This window comes from Streptomyces sp. LS-MS-L19 (assembly GCF_058382285.1).
This window is the reverse complement of sequence record NZ_JBYCLL010000001.1, coordinates 261638-278202: the sequence shown is the minus strand read 5'-3', so window position 1 is coordinate 278202 and position 16565 is coordinate 261638. Positions and strand designations below refer to the sequence as shown.

General features: G+C 72.1%; 14 protein-coding genes. 8 read left to right on the top strand and 6 right to left on the bottom strand.

All coding sequences use genetic code 11. The annotated features are described in order from the left end of the window. Window positions 1–26: 26 nt before the first annotated feature. The 5 genes from AC2XR2_RS01205 to AC2XR2_RS01185 form a co-directional block, all read right to left on the bottom strand. A complete protein-coding gene (locus AC2XR2_RS01205; protein ID WP_381306775.1) occupies window positions 27–1067 on the bottom strand; it encodes an ABC transporter permease in 1041 nt (346 codons plus the stop codon). After that, window positions 1060–2568: a sugar ABC transporter ATP-binding protein gene (locus tag AC2XR2_RS01200; RefSeq protein WP_491513963.1), complete on the bottom strand. Its 1509-nt coding sequence runs from the start codon at window positions 2566–2568 to the stop codon at window positions 1060–1062. Before AC2XR2_RS01200 ends, AC2XR2_RS01205 begins: the two co-directional genes overlap by 8 nt. A 20-nt stretch (window positions 2569–2588) precedes the next feature. Then, window positions 2589–3659 (bottom strand): sugar ABC transporter substrate-binding protein, encoded by a 1071-nt coding sequence (locus AC2XR2_RS01195; protein ID WP_381306780.1) that lies wholly within the window; start codon window positions 3657–3659, stop codon window positions 2589–2591. A gap of 62 nt (window positions 3660–3721) precedes the next feature. Beyond that, entirely contained in the window at window positions 3722–4480 is a 759-nt protein-coding gene (locus AC2XR2_RS01190; RefSeq protein ID WP_491513962.1) for an SDR family NAD(P)-dependent oxidoreductase, read from the bottom strand. Next, a complete protein-coding gene (locus AC2XR2_RS01185; RefSeq protein WP_491513961.1) occupies window positions 4477–5784 on the bottom strand; it encodes an enolase C-terminal domain-like protein in 1308 nt (435 codons plus the stop codon). The genes AC2XR2_RS01190 and AC2XR2_RS01185 overlap by 4 nt, the downstream gene beginning before the upstream one ends. A 308-nt stretch (window positions 5785–6092) precedes the next feature. On the opposite strand from AC2XR2_RS01185, the gene AC2XR2_RS01180 reads away from it, so the two are divergent. The 8 genes from AC2XR2_RS01180 to larE all read left to right on the top strand — a co-directional run bounded on the left by AC2XR2_RS01180 (window position 6093) and on the right by larE (window position 13900). Further along, window positions 6093–6803, top strand: coding sequence for a FadR/GntR family transcriptional regulator (locus AC2XR2_RS01180; RefSeq protein ID WP_381306787.1), 711 nt, complete (start codon window positions 6093–6095; stop codon window positions 6801–6803). A 231-nt stretch (window positions 6804–7034) separates the two neighbouring features. Continuing rightward, on the top strand, window positions 7035–7886 hold the full coding sequence (locus AC2XR2_RS01175) for a fumarylacetoacetate hydrolase family protein (protein WP_491513960.1): 852 nt from the start codon (window positions 7035–7037) through the stop codon (window positions 7884–7886). Further along, on the top strand, window positions 7886–9043 hold the full coding sequence (locus AC2XR2_RS01170; protein WP_491513959.1) for an aldo/keto reductase: 1158 nt from the start codon (window positions 7886–7888) through the stop codon (window positions 9041–9043). The genes AC2XR2_RS01175 and AC2XR2_RS01170 overlap by 1 nt, the downstream gene beginning before the upstream one ends. Continuing rightward, window positions 9040–9942 (top strand): amidohydrolase family protein, encoded by a 903-nt coding sequence (locus tag AC2XR2_RS01165; RefSeq protein WP_491513958.1) that lies wholly within the window; start codon window positions 9040–9042, stop codon window positions 9940–9942. Before AC2XR2_RS01170 ends, AC2XR2_RS01165 begins: the two co-directional genes overlap by 4 nt. Continuing rightward, complete coding sequence (larA, locus tag AC2XR2_RS01160) at window positions 9939–11219, top strand: nickel-dependent lactate racemase (RefSeq protein WP_491513957.1); 1281 nt, start codon at window positions 9939–9941, stop codon at window positions 11217–11219. Before AC2XR2_RS01165 ends, larA begins: the two co-directional genes overlap by 4 nt. Continuing rightward, window positions 11216–11908 carry a nickel pincer cofactor biosynthesis protein LarB gene (gene larB / locus AC2XR2_RS01155; protein WP_491513956.1) on the top strand — a complete coding sequence of 231 codons (693 nt, stop codon included), beginning with the start codon at window positions 11216–11218 and terminating at the stop codon, window positions 11906–11908. The genes larA and larB overlap by 4 nt, the downstream gene beginning before the upstream one ends. Next, window positions 11905–13077 carry a nickel pincer cofactor biosynthesis protein LarC gene (gene larC, locus AC2XR2_RS01150; RefSeq protein ID WP_491513955.1) on the top strand — a complete coding sequence of 391 codons (1173 nt, stop codon included), beginning with the start codon at window positions 11905–11907 and terminating at the stop codon, window positions 13075–13077. The genes larB and larC overlap by 4 nt, the downstream gene beginning before the upstream one ends. Next, a complete protein-coding gene (larE, locus tag AC2XR2_RS01145; RefSeq protein ID WP_491513954.1) occupies window positions 13070–13900 on the top strand; it encodes an ATP-dependent sacrificial sulfur transferase LarE in 831 nt (276 codons plus the stop codon). Before larC ends, larE begins: the two co-directional genes overlap by 8 nt. 6 nt (window positions 13901–13906) lie before the next feature. On the opposite strand, the gene AC2XR2_RS01140 is transcribed toward larE, so the two are convergent. Continuing rightward, window positions 13907–16339: an ATP-binding SpoIIE family protein phosphatase gene (locus AC2XR2_RS01140; RefSeq protein WP_491513953.1), complete on the bottom strand. Its 2433-nt coding sequence runs from the start codon at window positions 16337–16339 to the stop codon at window positions 13907–13909. Window positions 16340–16565: the final 226 nt, after the last annotated feature.

Sequence of the window (16565 nt, the reverse complement as noted above, 5' to 3'; positions counted from 1 at the left end):
CCCGGGGAGTCGGTCGCCTCCACCGGCTAGTCCTGGACCTTGCCCCCGGTCACCCGGGAGAGTGCCAGCGCGATCAGGATGATGGCGCCGTTGAGCGCGCCGATCCACTGCGCGGGGACGCCGCCGAGGGTGAGGACGTTCTGGATCAGGAAGAGCAGCAGGATGCCGGTGAAGGCGCCGAACATCGTGCCCTTGCCGCCGTTGAGGCTGATGCCGCCGATGACGGCCGCGGCGAACACCGTGAAGATGTAGCCGTTGCCCTGCGCGGAGGCCACCGAGGCCAGCCGCCCCGAGAGCATCAGACCGCTGAGCGCCGCCAGCAGGCTCGCGGTGACGATCACGATCCACAGCACCCGGTCGGTGCGGATGCCGGCCGCCTTCGCCGCGTCGACGTTGCCGCCGATGGCGTAGAGGGAGCGGCCGAAGCTGGTGAAGCCGAGCACCACGATCCCGACGGCGAACAGGATCAGGCAGACCCACACCGAGGCGGGCATGCCCAGCCACTGTGCGGTGCCGATGTACAGCATCGACGACGGCAGCTGGAAGAACGTCTGACCGCCGGAGATGCCGGTGAGGATGCCGCGCAGCACGATCAGCATGCCGAGCGTCACGATGAAGCCGTTGAGGCCGAACCGGATGATGAACAGGGCGTTCACCGCGCCGATCAGCAGACCGACGGCGAGCGTGACCGGCACCGACCAGGCGCCCGGGAGCAGCCCCAGGCCGTGCGTGGCGCCCGCCGGGACCGTGAGCCAGGCGGCGACACCGGGGGCCAGACCGACCGTGGACTCCAGGGACAGGTCCATCTTCTTGACGATCAGCACCAGCGTCTGCGCCAGGACCAGGACCGCGATCTCGGACATGGTCTGGAGGACGTTGATGAGGTTGTCGGCCTGGAGGAACACCGGGTTGACGATCTGGCCGACGATCGCGATGACGACGATCGCGGGGATGAGGGCCAGGTCGCGCAGCCGGGCGAAGGCGATCCTGCGCCCTCCGGCCTTCCGGGCGGCCGGCTGTTCGTCGGGCGGGGTCTTCGCGGTGGTCGCGGCCGCTGTCTCAGACATCGAGGTCCACTCCTTCCATCGCGGCCACCAGCTCGTGGTCGTGCCAGCCGCTCGGCTTCTCGGCGACCACGCGGCCCTGGAACATCACCAGGACCCGGTCGCACATCCGCAGGTCGTCGAGTTCGTCGGAGGCGATGAGCACCCCGGTGCCGGACTCGGCGGTCTCCTCGACCTTGCCGAGGAGGAACTCCTTGGACCGCACGTCGACGCCGGCGGTCGGGTTGATGAGCACCAGCACCTTGGGGTCACTGGCGAGAGCGCGGGCCATGACGACCTTCTGCTGGTTGCCTCCGGAGAGCCCGGCGACCTCCAGCTCGGGCCCCGGTGTCTTGATCGCCAGGTTCTCGATCATGTCCTCGGCCAGTCGGTCACGGCGACGCCGGTCGATGAAGCCGGGCGGGCCGAGCCGTTCCGGGATGGTCAGGGTGCCGTTGTCCGCGATGGACATCCCGGGGACATAGCCCTGGTGGTGGCGGTCCTGTGGGACGAATCCCACGCCGGCCCGGAGAGCCGCGGGGACGCTGCCCGGCCGGGGCCGGGCTCCCGCGATCTCCACCGTGCCGGAACCGGCGGCGCGCAGGCCCACCACGGTCTCCGCGAGCTCGGTGCGGCCACTGCTCGCGGCGCCGGCCAGGCCGACGATCTCGCCGCCGCGGACCGCGAACGACACGTCGTCGTAGGCGCCGTCCAGGGAGGCGCCTACGACCTTGAGCACCTCCGGAACCCCGGTCTCCAACGCGCCGCGGCGCCTCCCGGTGCTCTCCGCAGCGGCGTCGCCCGTCATGGCGGCGACGAGTTCGGAGCGGGGCAGGTCCGTGACGGGCGCGGTGAGGATGTGCCGGGCGTCCCGGAACACCGTCACCGTGTCGCAGATCTCGTAGATCTCCTGGAGGTGGTGGCTGATGAACAGGAAGGTGACGCCCTGTTCCTGGAGGTCCTTGATCCGGTCGAACAGGCGGTTGATGGCCGCCGCGTCCAGCTGCGCGGTGGGCTCGTCGAGGACGATGAACCGGGCCCCGAAGGACAGCGCCCGGGCGATCTCCACGAACTGCCGCTGCTCGACGTCCAGTTCACCCGCCGCCGTGCGCACGTCCACGTCGACCGACCAGGTCCGCAGCAGCTCCTCGGCCTTGCGGCGGAGCGTGCGCCAGCTGATCAGGCCGCCCCGGCCGCGGTCGTGGCGGTTGAGGAAGAGGTTCTCCGCCACCGTCAGTTCGGGGATGATCGTGGACTTCTGGTAGACGCAGGCCACCCGCTGCCGCCAGGCGTCCCGGTCGGCGAGCCGGGGAGCCGGCTCGCCGGCGAAGGTCACCGTGCCCGTGTCGGGTGCCTGGAGGCCGGTGAGGACCGAGACCAGGGTCGACTTCCCCGCGCCGTTGCGTCCCACCAGCGCGTGTGTCTGCCCGGGTGCGATCGTGATCCGGGCGTCGCTGAGCGCGACCGTGGATCCGAACCGCTTCGTGATCCCCGCCGCCTCGGCGACGGGCGGAGCAGTAACCATGTCTGCGTGTCGCCTTCCGGTCAGCCGAGGTTGTTGCCCCAGAGGGACTTGTCGTCGCTCTTGATGCTGCTGACGCCGCCGTAGGTGCCGCCGTCGGCGGTGACCAGCGGGGCGGACAGCTGGTCCTCCAGGAGTCCGTCGCGGACCTGGATGATGGTGCTGTCGTGGTCGGTCCTGCCGGGCTTGAACGTCTTGCCGTCGATCGCCGCCTTCAGGTAGTAGAGGGCGTACTTGGCGTAGAGGTCGGCCGGCTGGGAGACGGTGGCGTCGATCTGGCCGGCCGCGATGTCCTTGAGTTCCTCGGGGATGCCGTCGTTGGACACGATGAAGACGTGCTTCTTGTCCTTCGGGCCGACCAGCAGCCCCTTCTGCTTGAGCACCTGGAGCGTGCCCGAGAGCGCGAAGCTGGACTGCATGTAGACGCCCTTGATGTCCGGGTTGGCCGTCAGGTCGGTCTGGAGCTTCTGCGCGGCGACGGCCCCGTCCCAGTTGGTGGCCTCGCCGAAGACCTTGATGCCGGGGTAGTTCTTCTTCATGCAGTCGTTGAACGCCTCGGTGCGGTCACGGCCGTTGATGGAGGAGAGGTCGCCCTGGAGCATCACGACCTTGCCCTTGCCGCCGAGCTTGGTGCCGAGGAACTGGCAGGCCTTCTCGCCGTACGCGCGGTTGTCGGCCCGCACCACCATGTAGACCTTGCCCGTGTCGGGGCGGGTGTCCACGGTGACGACCGGGATCTTCTTCGCCTCCATCTGCGCCAGCGTGGGCGCGATGGCCGCGGTGTCCTGCGGGGCCATCGCCACCCCCTTGACGCCCTGGCTGATGAAGGTCTGGGCGTTCGCGGTCAGCTTGGCCACGTCGTTCTGCGAGTTGGTGGTCTTCAGGTCGAGGCCCAGCTCTTTGCCGTACTGGGGCGTGTACTTGATGTACGAGTTCCAGAAGTCGGTGTCGGAGCGGGGGTAGTCGACACCCACGACGGGCTTGCCGTCGCCGGCGCCGGCCGAGGTGCTGGAGCTCTGGCAGGCGGTGAGGGCGGAGACGGTGAGGACGGCGAGTGCGCCGAAACAGGCGTACCGGGTGTGTCTGAGCGTCATTGCTCTTCTCCTTGGTGCGGGTGAGCCTGGAAGGGAACGGAGGTTTCCGGGTGTTCTCGCGGTCAGCCCCGCGGGCGGATCCGCAGTCCTTGCATCCCGCCGTCGACGGCGAGATCGGTACCGGTGGTGGAGGCGGCGAGCGGGCTCGCGAGATGGGCGACGGCCGCGGCCACCTCCTCGGCGGTGACGAGACGTCCCATGGGCTGGCGGGCGTGGAGGGCGGCGCGTTCGGCCTCCGGGTCGGCGGCGCGCTCCAGCAGCCTGCCGACCCACGGGGTGTCGACCGTGCCGGGGTTGACGCAGTTGACGCGGATGCCGTCGTGCACGAGGTCGGCGGCGGTCGCCCGGGTGAGGGCGAGGACGGCGCCCTTGGTCGCGGAGTACAGGGCCCGCTGGGGCAGCCCCGCGGTCGCCGCGATCGAGCAGGTGTTGACGACGGCCGCGTGAGCGGAGCGACGCAGATGAGGCAGAGCGGCCCGGGTCACCCGGACGATCCCGAGGACGTTGACGTCGAAGACGTGGTGCCATTCGTCATCGGAGTTGTCCTCGATGGAGCCCTGGGCGCCGATACCGGCGTTGTTGACCAGGATGTCGATGCCGCCGAGCACCCGCGCGGCCTCCTCGACGGCCGACCGCACCGCGGTGTCGTCGGTCACGTCGGCCCGGATGCCGACCAGTGGTGCGGGCACCTCGTCCGGCGTGAGGTCGAGGCAGGCGACCCGGGCGCCCCGGGCGGCGAGCAGCCGGGCGGCGGCCAGGCCGATGCCGGACGCGCCGCCGGTGACGACCGCCGTCAGGCCGGAGAGTTCGGATCCGCTCACGCGGTGGTCGCCTCCTGCCAGACGGGCCCGTCCGGGTACCGGTGGGCGGTGACCGAGTCGGCGTGGAGCTCCGCGCTGATGCCGGGCGCGGTGGGGGCGAGATAGCGGCCGTCCCGGATGCGCACCGGGTCGGTGAAGTGCTCGTGCAGATGGTCGACGTACTCGATCACGCGGTCCTCGGTGGTGCCGCTGACGGCCACGTAGTCGAACATCGCCAGGTGCTGCACCATCTCGCACAGGCCGACCCCGCCGGCGTGCGGGCAGACCGGGACGCCGAACTTGGCGGCCAGCAGCAGGATGGCGACGTTCTCGGTGACGCCGGCGGTGCGACTGGCGTCCATCTGGAGGATGTCGAGCGCCCCGGCCTGGAGGAGCTGCTTGAACATCACCTGGTTGTGGGTGTGTTCACCGGTGGCGACCTTGATCGGTGCCAGCGCCTCGCGGACGGCGGCGTGGCCGAGGATGTCGTCGGGGGAGGTGGGCTCCTCGATCCAGTAGGGGTCGTAGGGGGCGAGCGAGCGCATCCAGTCGATCGCCGTCCGGACTCCCCAGGCCTGGTTGGCGTCGACGGCGATCCGGATGTCCGGGCCGACCGCCTCACGGGCCAGTCGCAGCCGGCGGACATCGGCCTCGCGGTCGGCGCCGACCTTCAGCTTGATCTGGGAGAAGCCGTCGGCGACCGCCTCCTTGGACAGCCGTACCAGCTTCTCGTCGTCGTAACCGAGCCAGCCGGGCGTCGTGGTGTAGGCCGGGTAGCCGGAGGCCAGCAGGTGGGCGGTGCGTTCGGCGCGGCCGGGCTCGGCGCGGCGCAGGATGTCCAGCGCCTCGTCGCGGGTCAGCGCGTCCTCCAGGTAGCGGAAGTCGACCAGGTCGACCAGCTGTTCGGGGGACAGCTCGGACAGCAGACGCCAGACGGGCTTGCCGGTACGGCGGCCGTACAGGTCCCACACGGCGTTGACGATCGCCGCGGCGGCCATGTGGATGGCACCCTTCTCCGGTCCCAGCCAGCGCAGTTGACTGTCGCCGGTCAGCCGCCGGGAGAAGGCGCCGAGGTCGCTGAGGACCTCTTCCACCGGCAGACCGACCACCAGGGGAGCCAGCGCGCGGACGGCGGCGACCTCCACGTCGTTGCCGCGTCCCACCGTGAAGGCGAGCCCGTGTCCCTCGTCGCCGCCGCTCGTACGGACCGTCACATAGGCGGCCGAGTAGTCGGGTTCGGGGTTCATGGCGTCGGAGCCGTCGAGGTGGAGCGAGGTCGGGAACCGGACGTCCACCGCTTCGACGGAGCTGATCAGTTCAGTCATGGTGCCCGGCCGTCCAGGCCCGGGGGCCGCGGTGTCTGTTCGGGGTCATGGCAAACCACCTGTCGTCATGTGTCGTAGGCATGTCCCCTGTGCAGCAACAGGTATCGGACATGGGATGGATTTAAGGGGCCTCCCGGTCTCGCTGTCCATACCTCCAGCGAAACAATTTGCCACTCCTGTCGATTACCTGCATTGATGTCGATCATTGTGGGGTTCGGGAGGGGGTTCAGTCATCCCATCTCTTCCGCAGGCATGGGATGTATTGCTACGGTGCCGCTGGCGCACGCACCAAGAGGGGACGGCGATCCATGTCACTCACCGACAAGGCCATCGACCGCATCAGGGAGCTCATCCAGTCCGGTGAGCTGGCTCCGGGAGCCAAGCTGTCGCCCGAGCCGCAGCTCGCCGCCGAGCTGGGGCTGTCGAGGAACCTGACGCGGGAGGCGGTGAAGGCCCTGGTCGTCTCCCGGGTGCTGGAGATCCGTCGCGGCGACGGCACCTATGTGACCAGCCTGGAGCCGGAGCTGCTGCTCAGCGGTGTCGGATCCGCCGTGGAGCTGCTGCACGGCGACACACTGCTGGAGCTCACCGAGGTGCGCCGGCTGTTCGAGCCGGTGGCCACGGCGCTCGCCGCGACCCGGATCTCGGCCGCCGCCCTCGGCGAGGTGGAGCGCCATCTGGACGCGATGCGCGCCGCCCGCGAGGACGTGGAGCGGCTCAACGAGCACGACTCCGCCTTCCACCGCACAGTGGTCGCGGCCACCGGCAACGCCACGCTCGCCGCCCTGCTGGAGGGCATTTCCAGCCGCACCGTGCGCGCCCGGATCTGGCGCGGCCTGGTCGACGACAACGCCGCCGCGCGCACCGTCGCCGAGCACGAGGCCATCTACCAGGCCCTCGCGGACGGGGACGCGGCCCTCGCGCAGGCCGCGGCTCTCCTGCACGTCACGACGACGGAGCGGTGGCTGCGGGCGCACTGGGGCGGGGAGACGGGGGCCGACCTTGCCGCAGCGACCTGACTTCACGTGCGGCGCCGGACCGTGCCGCCAGCGCCGGCCTTGCCGCTGGCGCTGTGACCTCAGCGCTGCCGCGGACGTGTTGACCTCAGCGTCGACCTTGCCGCTGACGCCATGACCTCAGTGCCGACGTGCCGCTGACGCCCGACCCGGTCGGACGCGGCGCCTGATGCCAGGACCGACGCCGACGGGTATGTCCCCGTCTCTTCCGACCGATCACCCTCAGGAGAACCGATGAGATTGCTGCGCATAGGCCCGCCGGGCCTGGAACGACCCGCCGTCCTGGACGCCGACGGAACCGCCCACGACCTTTCCCCGCTCACCGCCGACATCGACGGCGCCTTCCTCGCGGGCGGCGGCCCGGACCGCGCCCGGACCGCACTCGCCGACGGCCTCCTGCCCCGGATCGAGCTCGCCGGGCAGCGGATCGGCGCACCCGTCGCCCGCCCCGGCAAGGTCGTGTGCGTCGGCCTCAACTACGTCGACCACGCCGCCGAGACCGCGACCCCGCCGCCCGCGGAACCGGTGGTCTTCATGAAGGCCGCGAACACCGTGGTCGGCCCCGACGACACCGTGCTGATCCCACGCACCAGCGTCAAGACGGACTACGAGATCGAACTCGCGATCGTCATCGGCCGCACCGCGCGCTATCTCGACTCCGAGGAGGCCGCCGACGAGGTCGTCGCGGGCTACGCCGTCGCGGACGACGTCACCGAGCGCGCCTTCCAGCACGAGCGGGGCGGACAGTGGGACAAGGGCAAGTCCTGCGAGACGTTCAACCCGCTCGGTCCCTGGCTGGTCACCCCCGACGAGGTCGGCGACCCGCAGGGGCTCGCGATGCGGCTGTGGGTCAACGGGCAAGTGCGGCAGGACGGCCACACCAAGAACATGATCTTCGGCGTGCGGCACATCGTGTGGTACCTGAGCCAGTTCATGGTGCTGGAGCCGGGCGACGTCATCAACACCGGAACCCCGGCCGGGGTCGCCTTCGGCGCCAACGACTTCCCCTATCTGAGGGAAGGGGACGTCGTCGAGGTGGAGATCGACCGGCTCGGCCGCCAGCGGCACGTCCTCGGCCAGGCCTGATGGCCCCCCTCGACCCGCATCCGCACACCGGGACGGGCCCGCACCCGCGTCCCGGGACCGACCCGAACCGGACCGCGGGGACCGACTCGCACGGGACCGTGGGGACCGACTCGCACCGGACATCGGGGACCGACCCGCACCAAACCGCGGGGACCGCCCCGCACCCCAGACTCGGGACAGACCTCCCCCCGTACGCCGAGCAGGTCCCACTCGGCCGTTCCGGTGTCACCGTCAGCCGGCTCGGTCTGGGCACCGCGCCCCTGGCCGGCCTGTTCTCGGCGGTCGGCGCCGACCAGGCCGCCGCCACCCTCGACGCGGCCTGGGCCGCCGGCCTCCGGTACTTCGACACGGCTCCCCACTACGGTGCCGGGCTCGCCGAACGCAGACTCGGCGACTTCCTCACCGCATCCGGTCGCCCGCGCTCGGAGTACACCGTCTCCACGAAGGTCGGCCGCCTGCTCGTGCCAGGCGACTCCGCCCCGGGGGACGAGGCCTTCCACGGCGACGAGGGGCTCGTGCGGGTCCGCGACTACAGCCCGGCCGGCGTCTACCGCTCCCTGGCCGAGAGCCTGGAGCGCTCGGGACTCGACGCCTTCGACATCGTCCTTATCCACGACCCCGACGACCACGGGGAGGAAGCGGTCCGCGGGGCGTACCCGGCCCTCGCGCGGCTGCGGGCCGAAGGGGGCGTACGGGCGATCGGCGCCGGGATGAACCAGACCGGGATGCTCACCCGTCTCGTCCGCGAGACCGACCTCGACTGCGTGCTGGTCGCGGGCCGCTGGTCCCTGCTGGACCGCACCGCCGCCGACGCACTGCTGCCCCTGTGCGCCGAGCGCGAGGTGGGCGTCCTGGTCGGCGGTGTCTTCAACAGCGGCATCCTCGCCGCCCCCGCACCGGGTGCCACCTACGACTACGGCCCGGCACCCGAGGCCGTGCTCCGACGCGCCCAGGATCTCGCCCGGCGGTGCGCCGCGCACGGGGTGCCCCTCGCCGCGGCCGCGCTGCAGTTCCCGTACCGCCACCCCGCGGTCACCTCGGTGGTCGTCGGTGCGCGCAGCGCGCGGGAGGTCACCGAGAACGTCGACCACGCCACCAGGGAGATCCCGCGGGAACTGTGGGACGAACTCGACGCCCTCGGAACGGACGCGCGATGACCAGGATCGACGCCCACCACCACGTGTGGCGCCTGGGCGACTCGCCCGAGCGCCTCTCGCGACCGAGGGCCCGTCGGCACGACTGGCTCGAGAGCCCTGACATGGCCTCCGTGCGCCGCGACTTCACCTTGGACGACCTCGCGGCGGGCACCGCGGCCGCCGGCATCGACCGCACGATCCTCGTCCAGGTGCTGCCCGACGTGGACGAGACCGCCGACTTCCTGGCCCTGGCCGCGTCGTCCGACCTGGTCGCCGGCGTCGTCGGCTGGGTGGACCTGACGGCCGAGGACGTGACCGACACCCTGGACGCCCTGCGAGCGGACACCGGCGGCGAACTCCTGTCCGGCATACGGCACTTGGTGCAGGCCGAGCCGGACCCGGCCTGGCTGAACCGTCCGGACGTCCGGCGCGGCCTGGCCGCGGTGGCCCACGCGGAGCTGGTCTACGACCTCCTCACCGTCCCGGACCAGCTGCCCGCCGCCCTCGACACGGTCCGTGCGCTCCCCGAGCTGACCTTCGTCCTGGACCACATCTCCAAACCGCCCATCGCCTCGGGCGAGCGGGAGCCCTGGGCCACCCGGGTCCGTGCGCTGGCCGCCGAGCCGAACGTGTTCTGCAAGCTGTCCGGGATGGTCACCGAGGCCGACCGCGGCAGCTGGACCACGGCCGACCTGCGCCCCTACGCCGACGTCGTGCTGGACGCCTTCGGCCCGTCCCGGGTGATGTTCGGCTCCGACTGGCCGGTCTGCCTGCTCGCCGCCTCCTACCAGCAGCTCGTCCGCACCACGGAGGAACTCACCTCCGGGCTGAGCGCCGCCGAGCGTGCCGAGGTGTTCGGCCGCACAGCGGCCCGCGCTTACCAACTGCCCCTGGAAAGACTGCGTGAGGAAACCCCGTGAAAGTACGTCTGGCCTACGGTCGGTCGGGACTCGACATCGACGTCGACCCGAGCGCGGCGACCGTCGTCGAACCCGTCCACCACCAGGCCGCCGCGGACCAGTCGGCGGTGCTGCGCGCGGCCCTGCGCGACCCGGTCGCCGGACCGCCTCTGCGTGACCGCGTCCGGCCCGGACAGACGGTCGCGATCTCGGCCTGCGACGGCACCCGCCCCCAGCCGCGCCATCTGATGATCCCGGCCGTCCTCGACGAACTCGACGGCATCGTCCGCCTGGAGGACGTCGTCATCCTCGTCGCCACCGGCACCCACCGCGGCAACAGCGAGGCCGAGCTGCGCGCGATGTTCGGCGACGAGGTCGTGGACACCGTACGGATCGTCAACCACGACGCCCGCGACGCCGGGCAGCTGACCTGGATGGGCACGTACGGCAAGGACGTGCCGGTGTGGCTGAACCGCGAGTGGGCGGAGGCGGACGTCCGCATCACCACCGGCTTCGTCGAGCCGCACTTCTTCGCCGGCTTCTCGGGCGGCCCGAAACTCGTCGCCCCCGGCCTCGCCGCCCTGGAGACCGTCCTCGTGCTGCACGACGCGGCCCGGATCGGCGACCCCCGCGCCACCTGGGGCGTCATCCACGGCAACCCGGTCCACGACGACGTACGCGCCATCGCCGAGGCCACCGGCGTGACCTTCGCGCTGGACGTGGTGCTCAACCGCGACCAGGACATTGTGGCCGCGTTCGGCGGTGATCTGCTGCCGATGCACGCGGCCGCCACCGCGGCGGCCAGGCGCATGGCGATGCGTCCGGTCGAGGCGCCGTTCGACGTCGTCGTCACCACCAACTCCGGCTTCCCGCTGGACCAGAACCTCTACCAGGCCGTCAAGGGCATGTCCGCCGCCTACCAGGTGGTCCGCCCCGGCGGGACGATCGTCTGCGCCGCCGAGTGCCGCGACGGCTTCCCCGACCACGGCTCCTACCGGGAGGTCCTCGCCTCCGCCCCCTCCCCGCAGGCACTGTTCGACGACATCAGCGCCCGCACCGAGACCGTCCCCGACCAGTGGCAGGTCCAGATCCAGGCGCGCGTCCAGTCCGGCAGCCGGGTCGTCATGCACACCGGCTTCCTCAGCGACGCCGACCTGGCCACCGCCCATCTGGAGCAGACCCGGGACGTGTCGGCCACCGTCGCCGAGGCCCTGGCCGCCGCGGGTCCGGGCGCCCGGGTGTGCGTCCTGCCCGAGGGGCCGCAGACCATCCCGTACATCGACGAGGGCCGGTCATGAGCGAGGTGCTGAACCTGGGCTTCGCCCGCGTCGACCTCGACCGCGAGGCCCGCCAGGGGCTGCCCGAGGTCGTCTACGGACCCGGCAAGACCCCGGAGCAGATCACCGGCATCGTCACCGGGCTGCTGACCCACAACACCGGCCCGGTGCTCGTCACCCGCGTCGCACCGGATGTCGCCGAGGCCGTCCTGGCGTCCGTGGCGGGCGGCACGTACGACGCGGAGGCCCGCCTGCTGCTGTGGCGCCCCGCGGTCACCGGTGACTTCTCCGTCCTCGTCGCGGCCGCCGGGACGTCCGACTGGCCGGTCGCCGCCGAGGCGGTCGCGGTGGCCACCGCCGTCGGCCTGGACACCAGCGCCGTCCACGACGTGGGTGTGGCCGGACTCGACCGTGTCCTCCAGGTCCGGGACCAACTCGGCGCCGCGGACGCGGTGATCGTCGTGGCCGGGATGGAGGGCGCACTGGCCAGCGTGGTCGGCGGCCTGGTCCGCGCACCCGTCGTGGCGGTCCCCGTCTCCACGGGCTACGGCGCCTCGCTGGAGGGAGTCACCGCACTGCTCGCCATGCACGCGTCCTGCGCGGCCGGGGTGACCGTGGTCAACATCGACTCCGGTTTCTCGGCCGCGATGGCCGTCCACCGCATCGCCCGGTCGCGCCGCGACCCCGACGACCACGGAGGCGCCCGGTGATCTGCTGGATCAACCCCTTCACCGGCCTGGCCGGCGACATGCTGCTGGCCGCGCTGATCGACGCCGGGGCACCCCTGGACCGTATCCGAGCCGCCGTCGCCGCCACCGGCCTGACCGGATGGGAACTCACCACCGAGCGCGTCACCGACCACGGCCTGTCCGCCACACGGGTCCACGTCCACGTCACCGATTGCCTCACCGAGCGCCACGCAGCCGAGGTGATCGACCTCGCCTCCCGGGCCACCCCCGAGCCCGTGGCGGCCCTCGCGGTCGCCGCGGTGACCGTCGTGGCCGAGGTGGAGGGCCGTCTGCACGACGCCGACCCCGCCACCGTCCACCTGCACGAACTGGGCGGCCACGACACCCTCGTCGACATCGTCGGCACCGCCGCCGCCCTGCACGCCCTCGGCGTCACCGAGGTCGTCAGCTCGCCGCTGCCCCTCGGCCGGGGGCGCATCGAGGCGGCCCACGGCGTCCTGCCCTGCCCGGCCCCGGCGACGCTCGCCCTGCTCGCCGGAGCCGCGGTCACCGGCACCGACCTGCCGGGGGAGACGGTGACCCCGACCGGCGCCGCGCTGCTGCGCGCCTCCGGGGCCCGGTACGGCCCACCGCCGCCCATGACCCTCGGGCCCACCGGCTACGGCGCGGGCACCCGACGCCTGCCCGACCGGCCCAACGTCACCGCCGTCACCCTCGGCGAACCGGCCCGAACCGGCCAGGAGGACGTCGTCGTCCTGGAGACCAACCTCGACGACGTCACCGGCGAGATCCTCGGCCACACCATCGCCCGGGCCATGGACGCCGGGGCGCTCGACGCCTGGGCCACCCCAGCCGTGATGAAGAAGGGCCGACCCGCCCAGGTGCTGCACGTGCTCACCAGCCCCGAGCACGAGCGGGCGCTGCGGGACCTCGTCCTGGCCGAGACCGGCAGCCTCGGCATCCGCCGCCTGACGGCGACCCGCACCACCCTGCCGCGCCGCTTCGAGACCGTCGACGTCGACGGACACCCGGTGCGGATCAAACACGGCCCCCACCGGGCCAAGCCCGAACACGACGACCTGGTGGCCGCCGCGACCCAACTGGGCCTGCCCCTGCGTGCGGTGGCCGCCCGTGCGCTGCGCGGGCAGGCCGAGGACCACCCGCCGAAGGAGCGAGGAACCCATGGGTGACGACACACAGGAACAGCGCCTGCTGGACCAGGTGCGAGCCATCGGACCGCTCGCCGTGGCCTACTCCGGCGGCGCCGACTCCGCGCTCGTCCTCGCCGCCGCGGTGCGCGCCCTGGGACCGGAGCGGGTCCTGGCCGTCACCGCGGTGTCCGAGAGCCTGGCCGCGGAAGAACTCCCCCGGGCCCGCAGGCTCGCCGAGAGCCTGGGCGTGGTCCACCTGACCCCGCGCACCGAGGAGCTCTCCCGCCCCGGCTACCGGGCCAACGGCCGCGACCGCTGCTACTTCTGCAAGTCGGAGGTCCTGGACACGATCGCCGCGCTCGCCCGCGAGCACGGCCACGACCAGGTGGCCACCGGGACCAACTCGGACGACGCCCGCGACCCGCACCGCCCGGGCATCCGGGCCGGCCGGGAACGCGGCATCCACACCCCGCTGCTCGACACCGGCCTGGACAAGGCGGCCGTACGACGGCTCAGCAGGGCCTGGGACCTGCCCACCTGGGACAAGCCGGCGACCCCCTGCCTCGCCAGCCGGATCCGCTACGGCATCGAGGTCACCCCGCACCGCCTTGCCCGCGTCGACCGCGCGGAGACCGCCGTACGCGCCCTGCTCGCCGACGCGGGACTGACGGTGACCGATCTGCGGGTCCGTGATCTCGGGGACACCGTGCGCCTGGAGATCGACTCCCGGCTCGTGGAGCGTGTCGCGGCGCACCCGGAGATCCCGCGGGCGCTGGCGAGCGCGGGCTACGGCGATCTGCCCCTCGACGTCGGGCCCTTCAGGTCGGGAGGGCTCAACCTGGAGCTCCGGCCGGGTGGTTGAGGGAACTCAGTCCGGCAGCGGCAGCTCCGCCCAGATCGTCTTCCCGGTGGCGGTCTGGCGGCTGCCCCAGCGCTCCGCGAGCTGGGCGACGAGCAGCAGTCCGCGTCCGCCCTCGTCGAAGGAGCGGGCCCGGCGCAGGTGCGGGGCGGTGCTGCTGCCGTCGGAGACCTCGCAGACGAGGGTGTCGCCGCGCAGCAGGCGCAGTTCGATGGGCGCGCTGCCGTAGCGGATGGCGTTGGTGACCAGTTCGCTGACGATCAGTTCGGTGGCGAAGGCCAGCTCGTCCAGACCCCACGCGGCCAGCTGTTCGCCGGCCTCGCGGCGGGCCCCGGCGACGAGTGCGGGGTCCGTGGGCAGCCGCCATGTGTGCACCCGGTCGGCGTCGAGCGCGGACGTGCGGGCCAGGAGCAGCACGATGTCGTCGGCGGGAGCGGCGGGTATCACCTTGCGGACCACCTGGTCGCAGAGGTCCTCCAGGCGCGAGGGCGGATGGGCCAGCGCGTCCCGCAGCAGGCCGAGCCCCCGGTCGATGTCATGGTCGGCGGCTTCGATCAGCCCGTCCGTGTAGAGGGCGAGCACGCTGCCCTCGTCCAGTTCGACCTCGACGGCCTCGAACGGCAGCCCTCCGACCCCCAGGGGCGGGCCGGCGGGCACGTCGAGGTACCGCACGGTTCCGTCAGGGGCCACCAGCGCCGGCGGCGGATGTCCCGCGCGGGCCATGCGGCAGGTGCAGGAGACCGGGTCGTAGACGGCGTACAGGCAGGTGGCGCCCACCTCTCCCGAAGCCCCGCTCGGCAGTCCCCGTGCGTCGGGGCCCTCCTGTCGGTCGAGTCTGACGACCAGGTCGTCGAGCTGGGTGAGCAGTTCGTCGGGGGCGAGATCGACGTCGGCGAGGGTGCGTACGGCCGTGCGCAGCCGGCCCATTGTGGCCGAGGCGTGGATGCCGTGGCCCACCACGTCACCGACCACGAGGGCGACCCGCCCCCCGGACAGGGGGATGACGTCGAACCAGTCGCCGCCGACCCCGCTCGCGGAACCGGCCGGCAGGTACCGGTGGGCGAGATCCACCGCCGCCGGTGCGGGCAATCGCTCGGGCAGCAGGCTGCGCTGGAGGGCGAGGGCGGTCCGGCGTTCCTGGGTGTAGCGGCGGGCGTTGTCGACGCTCACCGCCGCCCGCGCGGCCATCTCCTCGGCCAGCAGCAGGTCGTCGTCGGTGAAGGCCTCCGGCGTGCGGTGCCGGACCAGGTACGCCAGGCCCAGGGTGATGCCACGGGCGCGCAGCGGCACCAGCAGCACCGAGTGCATCCCGAACTGCCGAACCGCCTCGCCGCGGGCCGGGGACTCGGCCAGCCACTCGCGCAGCACGGGGTCGCTCATGCGCAGCCGGGTGCCCCGGCCGGTGCGCAGGGCCCTGGCCGCCGGGGAGTGCGCGGGCCGGGTGGCCGTCTCACCCACCGGCACCGCGGCCTCGGGACAGCCCGGAAGCACCGAGGCGTGGGCGCAGCGGGACAGTACGACCGGCCCCGTGGGCGGGACCGGTTCCGGTTCCTCTCCGCGGGCGACGGACTCCAGCAGGTCGACGACGACGTAGTCCGCGAATCCCGAGACGGCCACCTCGGCGAGCTCCTCCGCGGTCCGCGTCACGTCGAGGGTGCTGCCGATGCGCGTACTGGCCTCGTTGAGCACCTCCAGGCGGCGCCGGGCCCAGTACTGCTCGGTGGTGTCGATCACCAGCGCCGACAGGCCCTGCACAGAGCCGCCGGGGTCCTTGAGCGGGGTGAGATAGACCGACCAGGCGTGGTCCTGGAGCTCGCCCGGCGCCCGGCCCGGCTCCTGCTCGCTGTGGATCGCGTCCCCGGTGCGCATGACCTCCCGCTGGAGAAGGTCCATCGGCTCGTGACTCGCCTGGATCTCGGTGAGGGTCAGGCCCTTCATCTCGTCGCTGGTCATGCCCATGGCCCGGCTCATCACCTGGTTGCAGGCCACGAAGCGGGCCTGGCGGTCGTAGAGGGCCACGGACAGCGGGAGCTGCGCGAGCGCCCGGTCCCACAGCTGAGCGGCGTCCGCCTCGCCCGGACCGGAGGCGTACGTCGCCGCGGCGCCCGTGACGAGCCAGAGCGAGCCCGCCTCTCCGGCCGGCAACGGTGTGCCGCACAGCTGCGCGAGGACCCGGTCGCCGTCGCGGTGGCGCAGTGCCACGTCGCTCGTCCACGGCTCCCCGGCGGACAGGTGCCGGCGGGCGGAGGGGGGCAGGTCCGCGGCGAGCAGCTCGGCGGCCGGCAGGCCCACGACGTCGTCGGACGCATGTCCGAGCAGCGCCCGGGCGCCTGCGCTCCACGCCATGATTCTCAGCCCGGCATCGATCACGACGGCGAAGTCCTCGGGTACTCCGGTGCCCGCGTCCTCTGCCGCACCGGAGACGTCGGACTGGTTGCCCATGCCTACAGAATCGCGCCCCGACGCGTCTCGCTCAACCGATGCGGTCGCCCGAAGAAATAAGTACTACTCATCCTTGATCGCTTGACTTGGTCAATTCTTGCTGATTCCGGCCAGCCGATCTCTTCCTTCAGGTCATCTACCTGCATTGTTGCAGGAATTGATCAGCGGGCTCCTCAAAATGTGCCCCTCACATATCTTGACTCGCATCCGGCATGTCCACGATAAA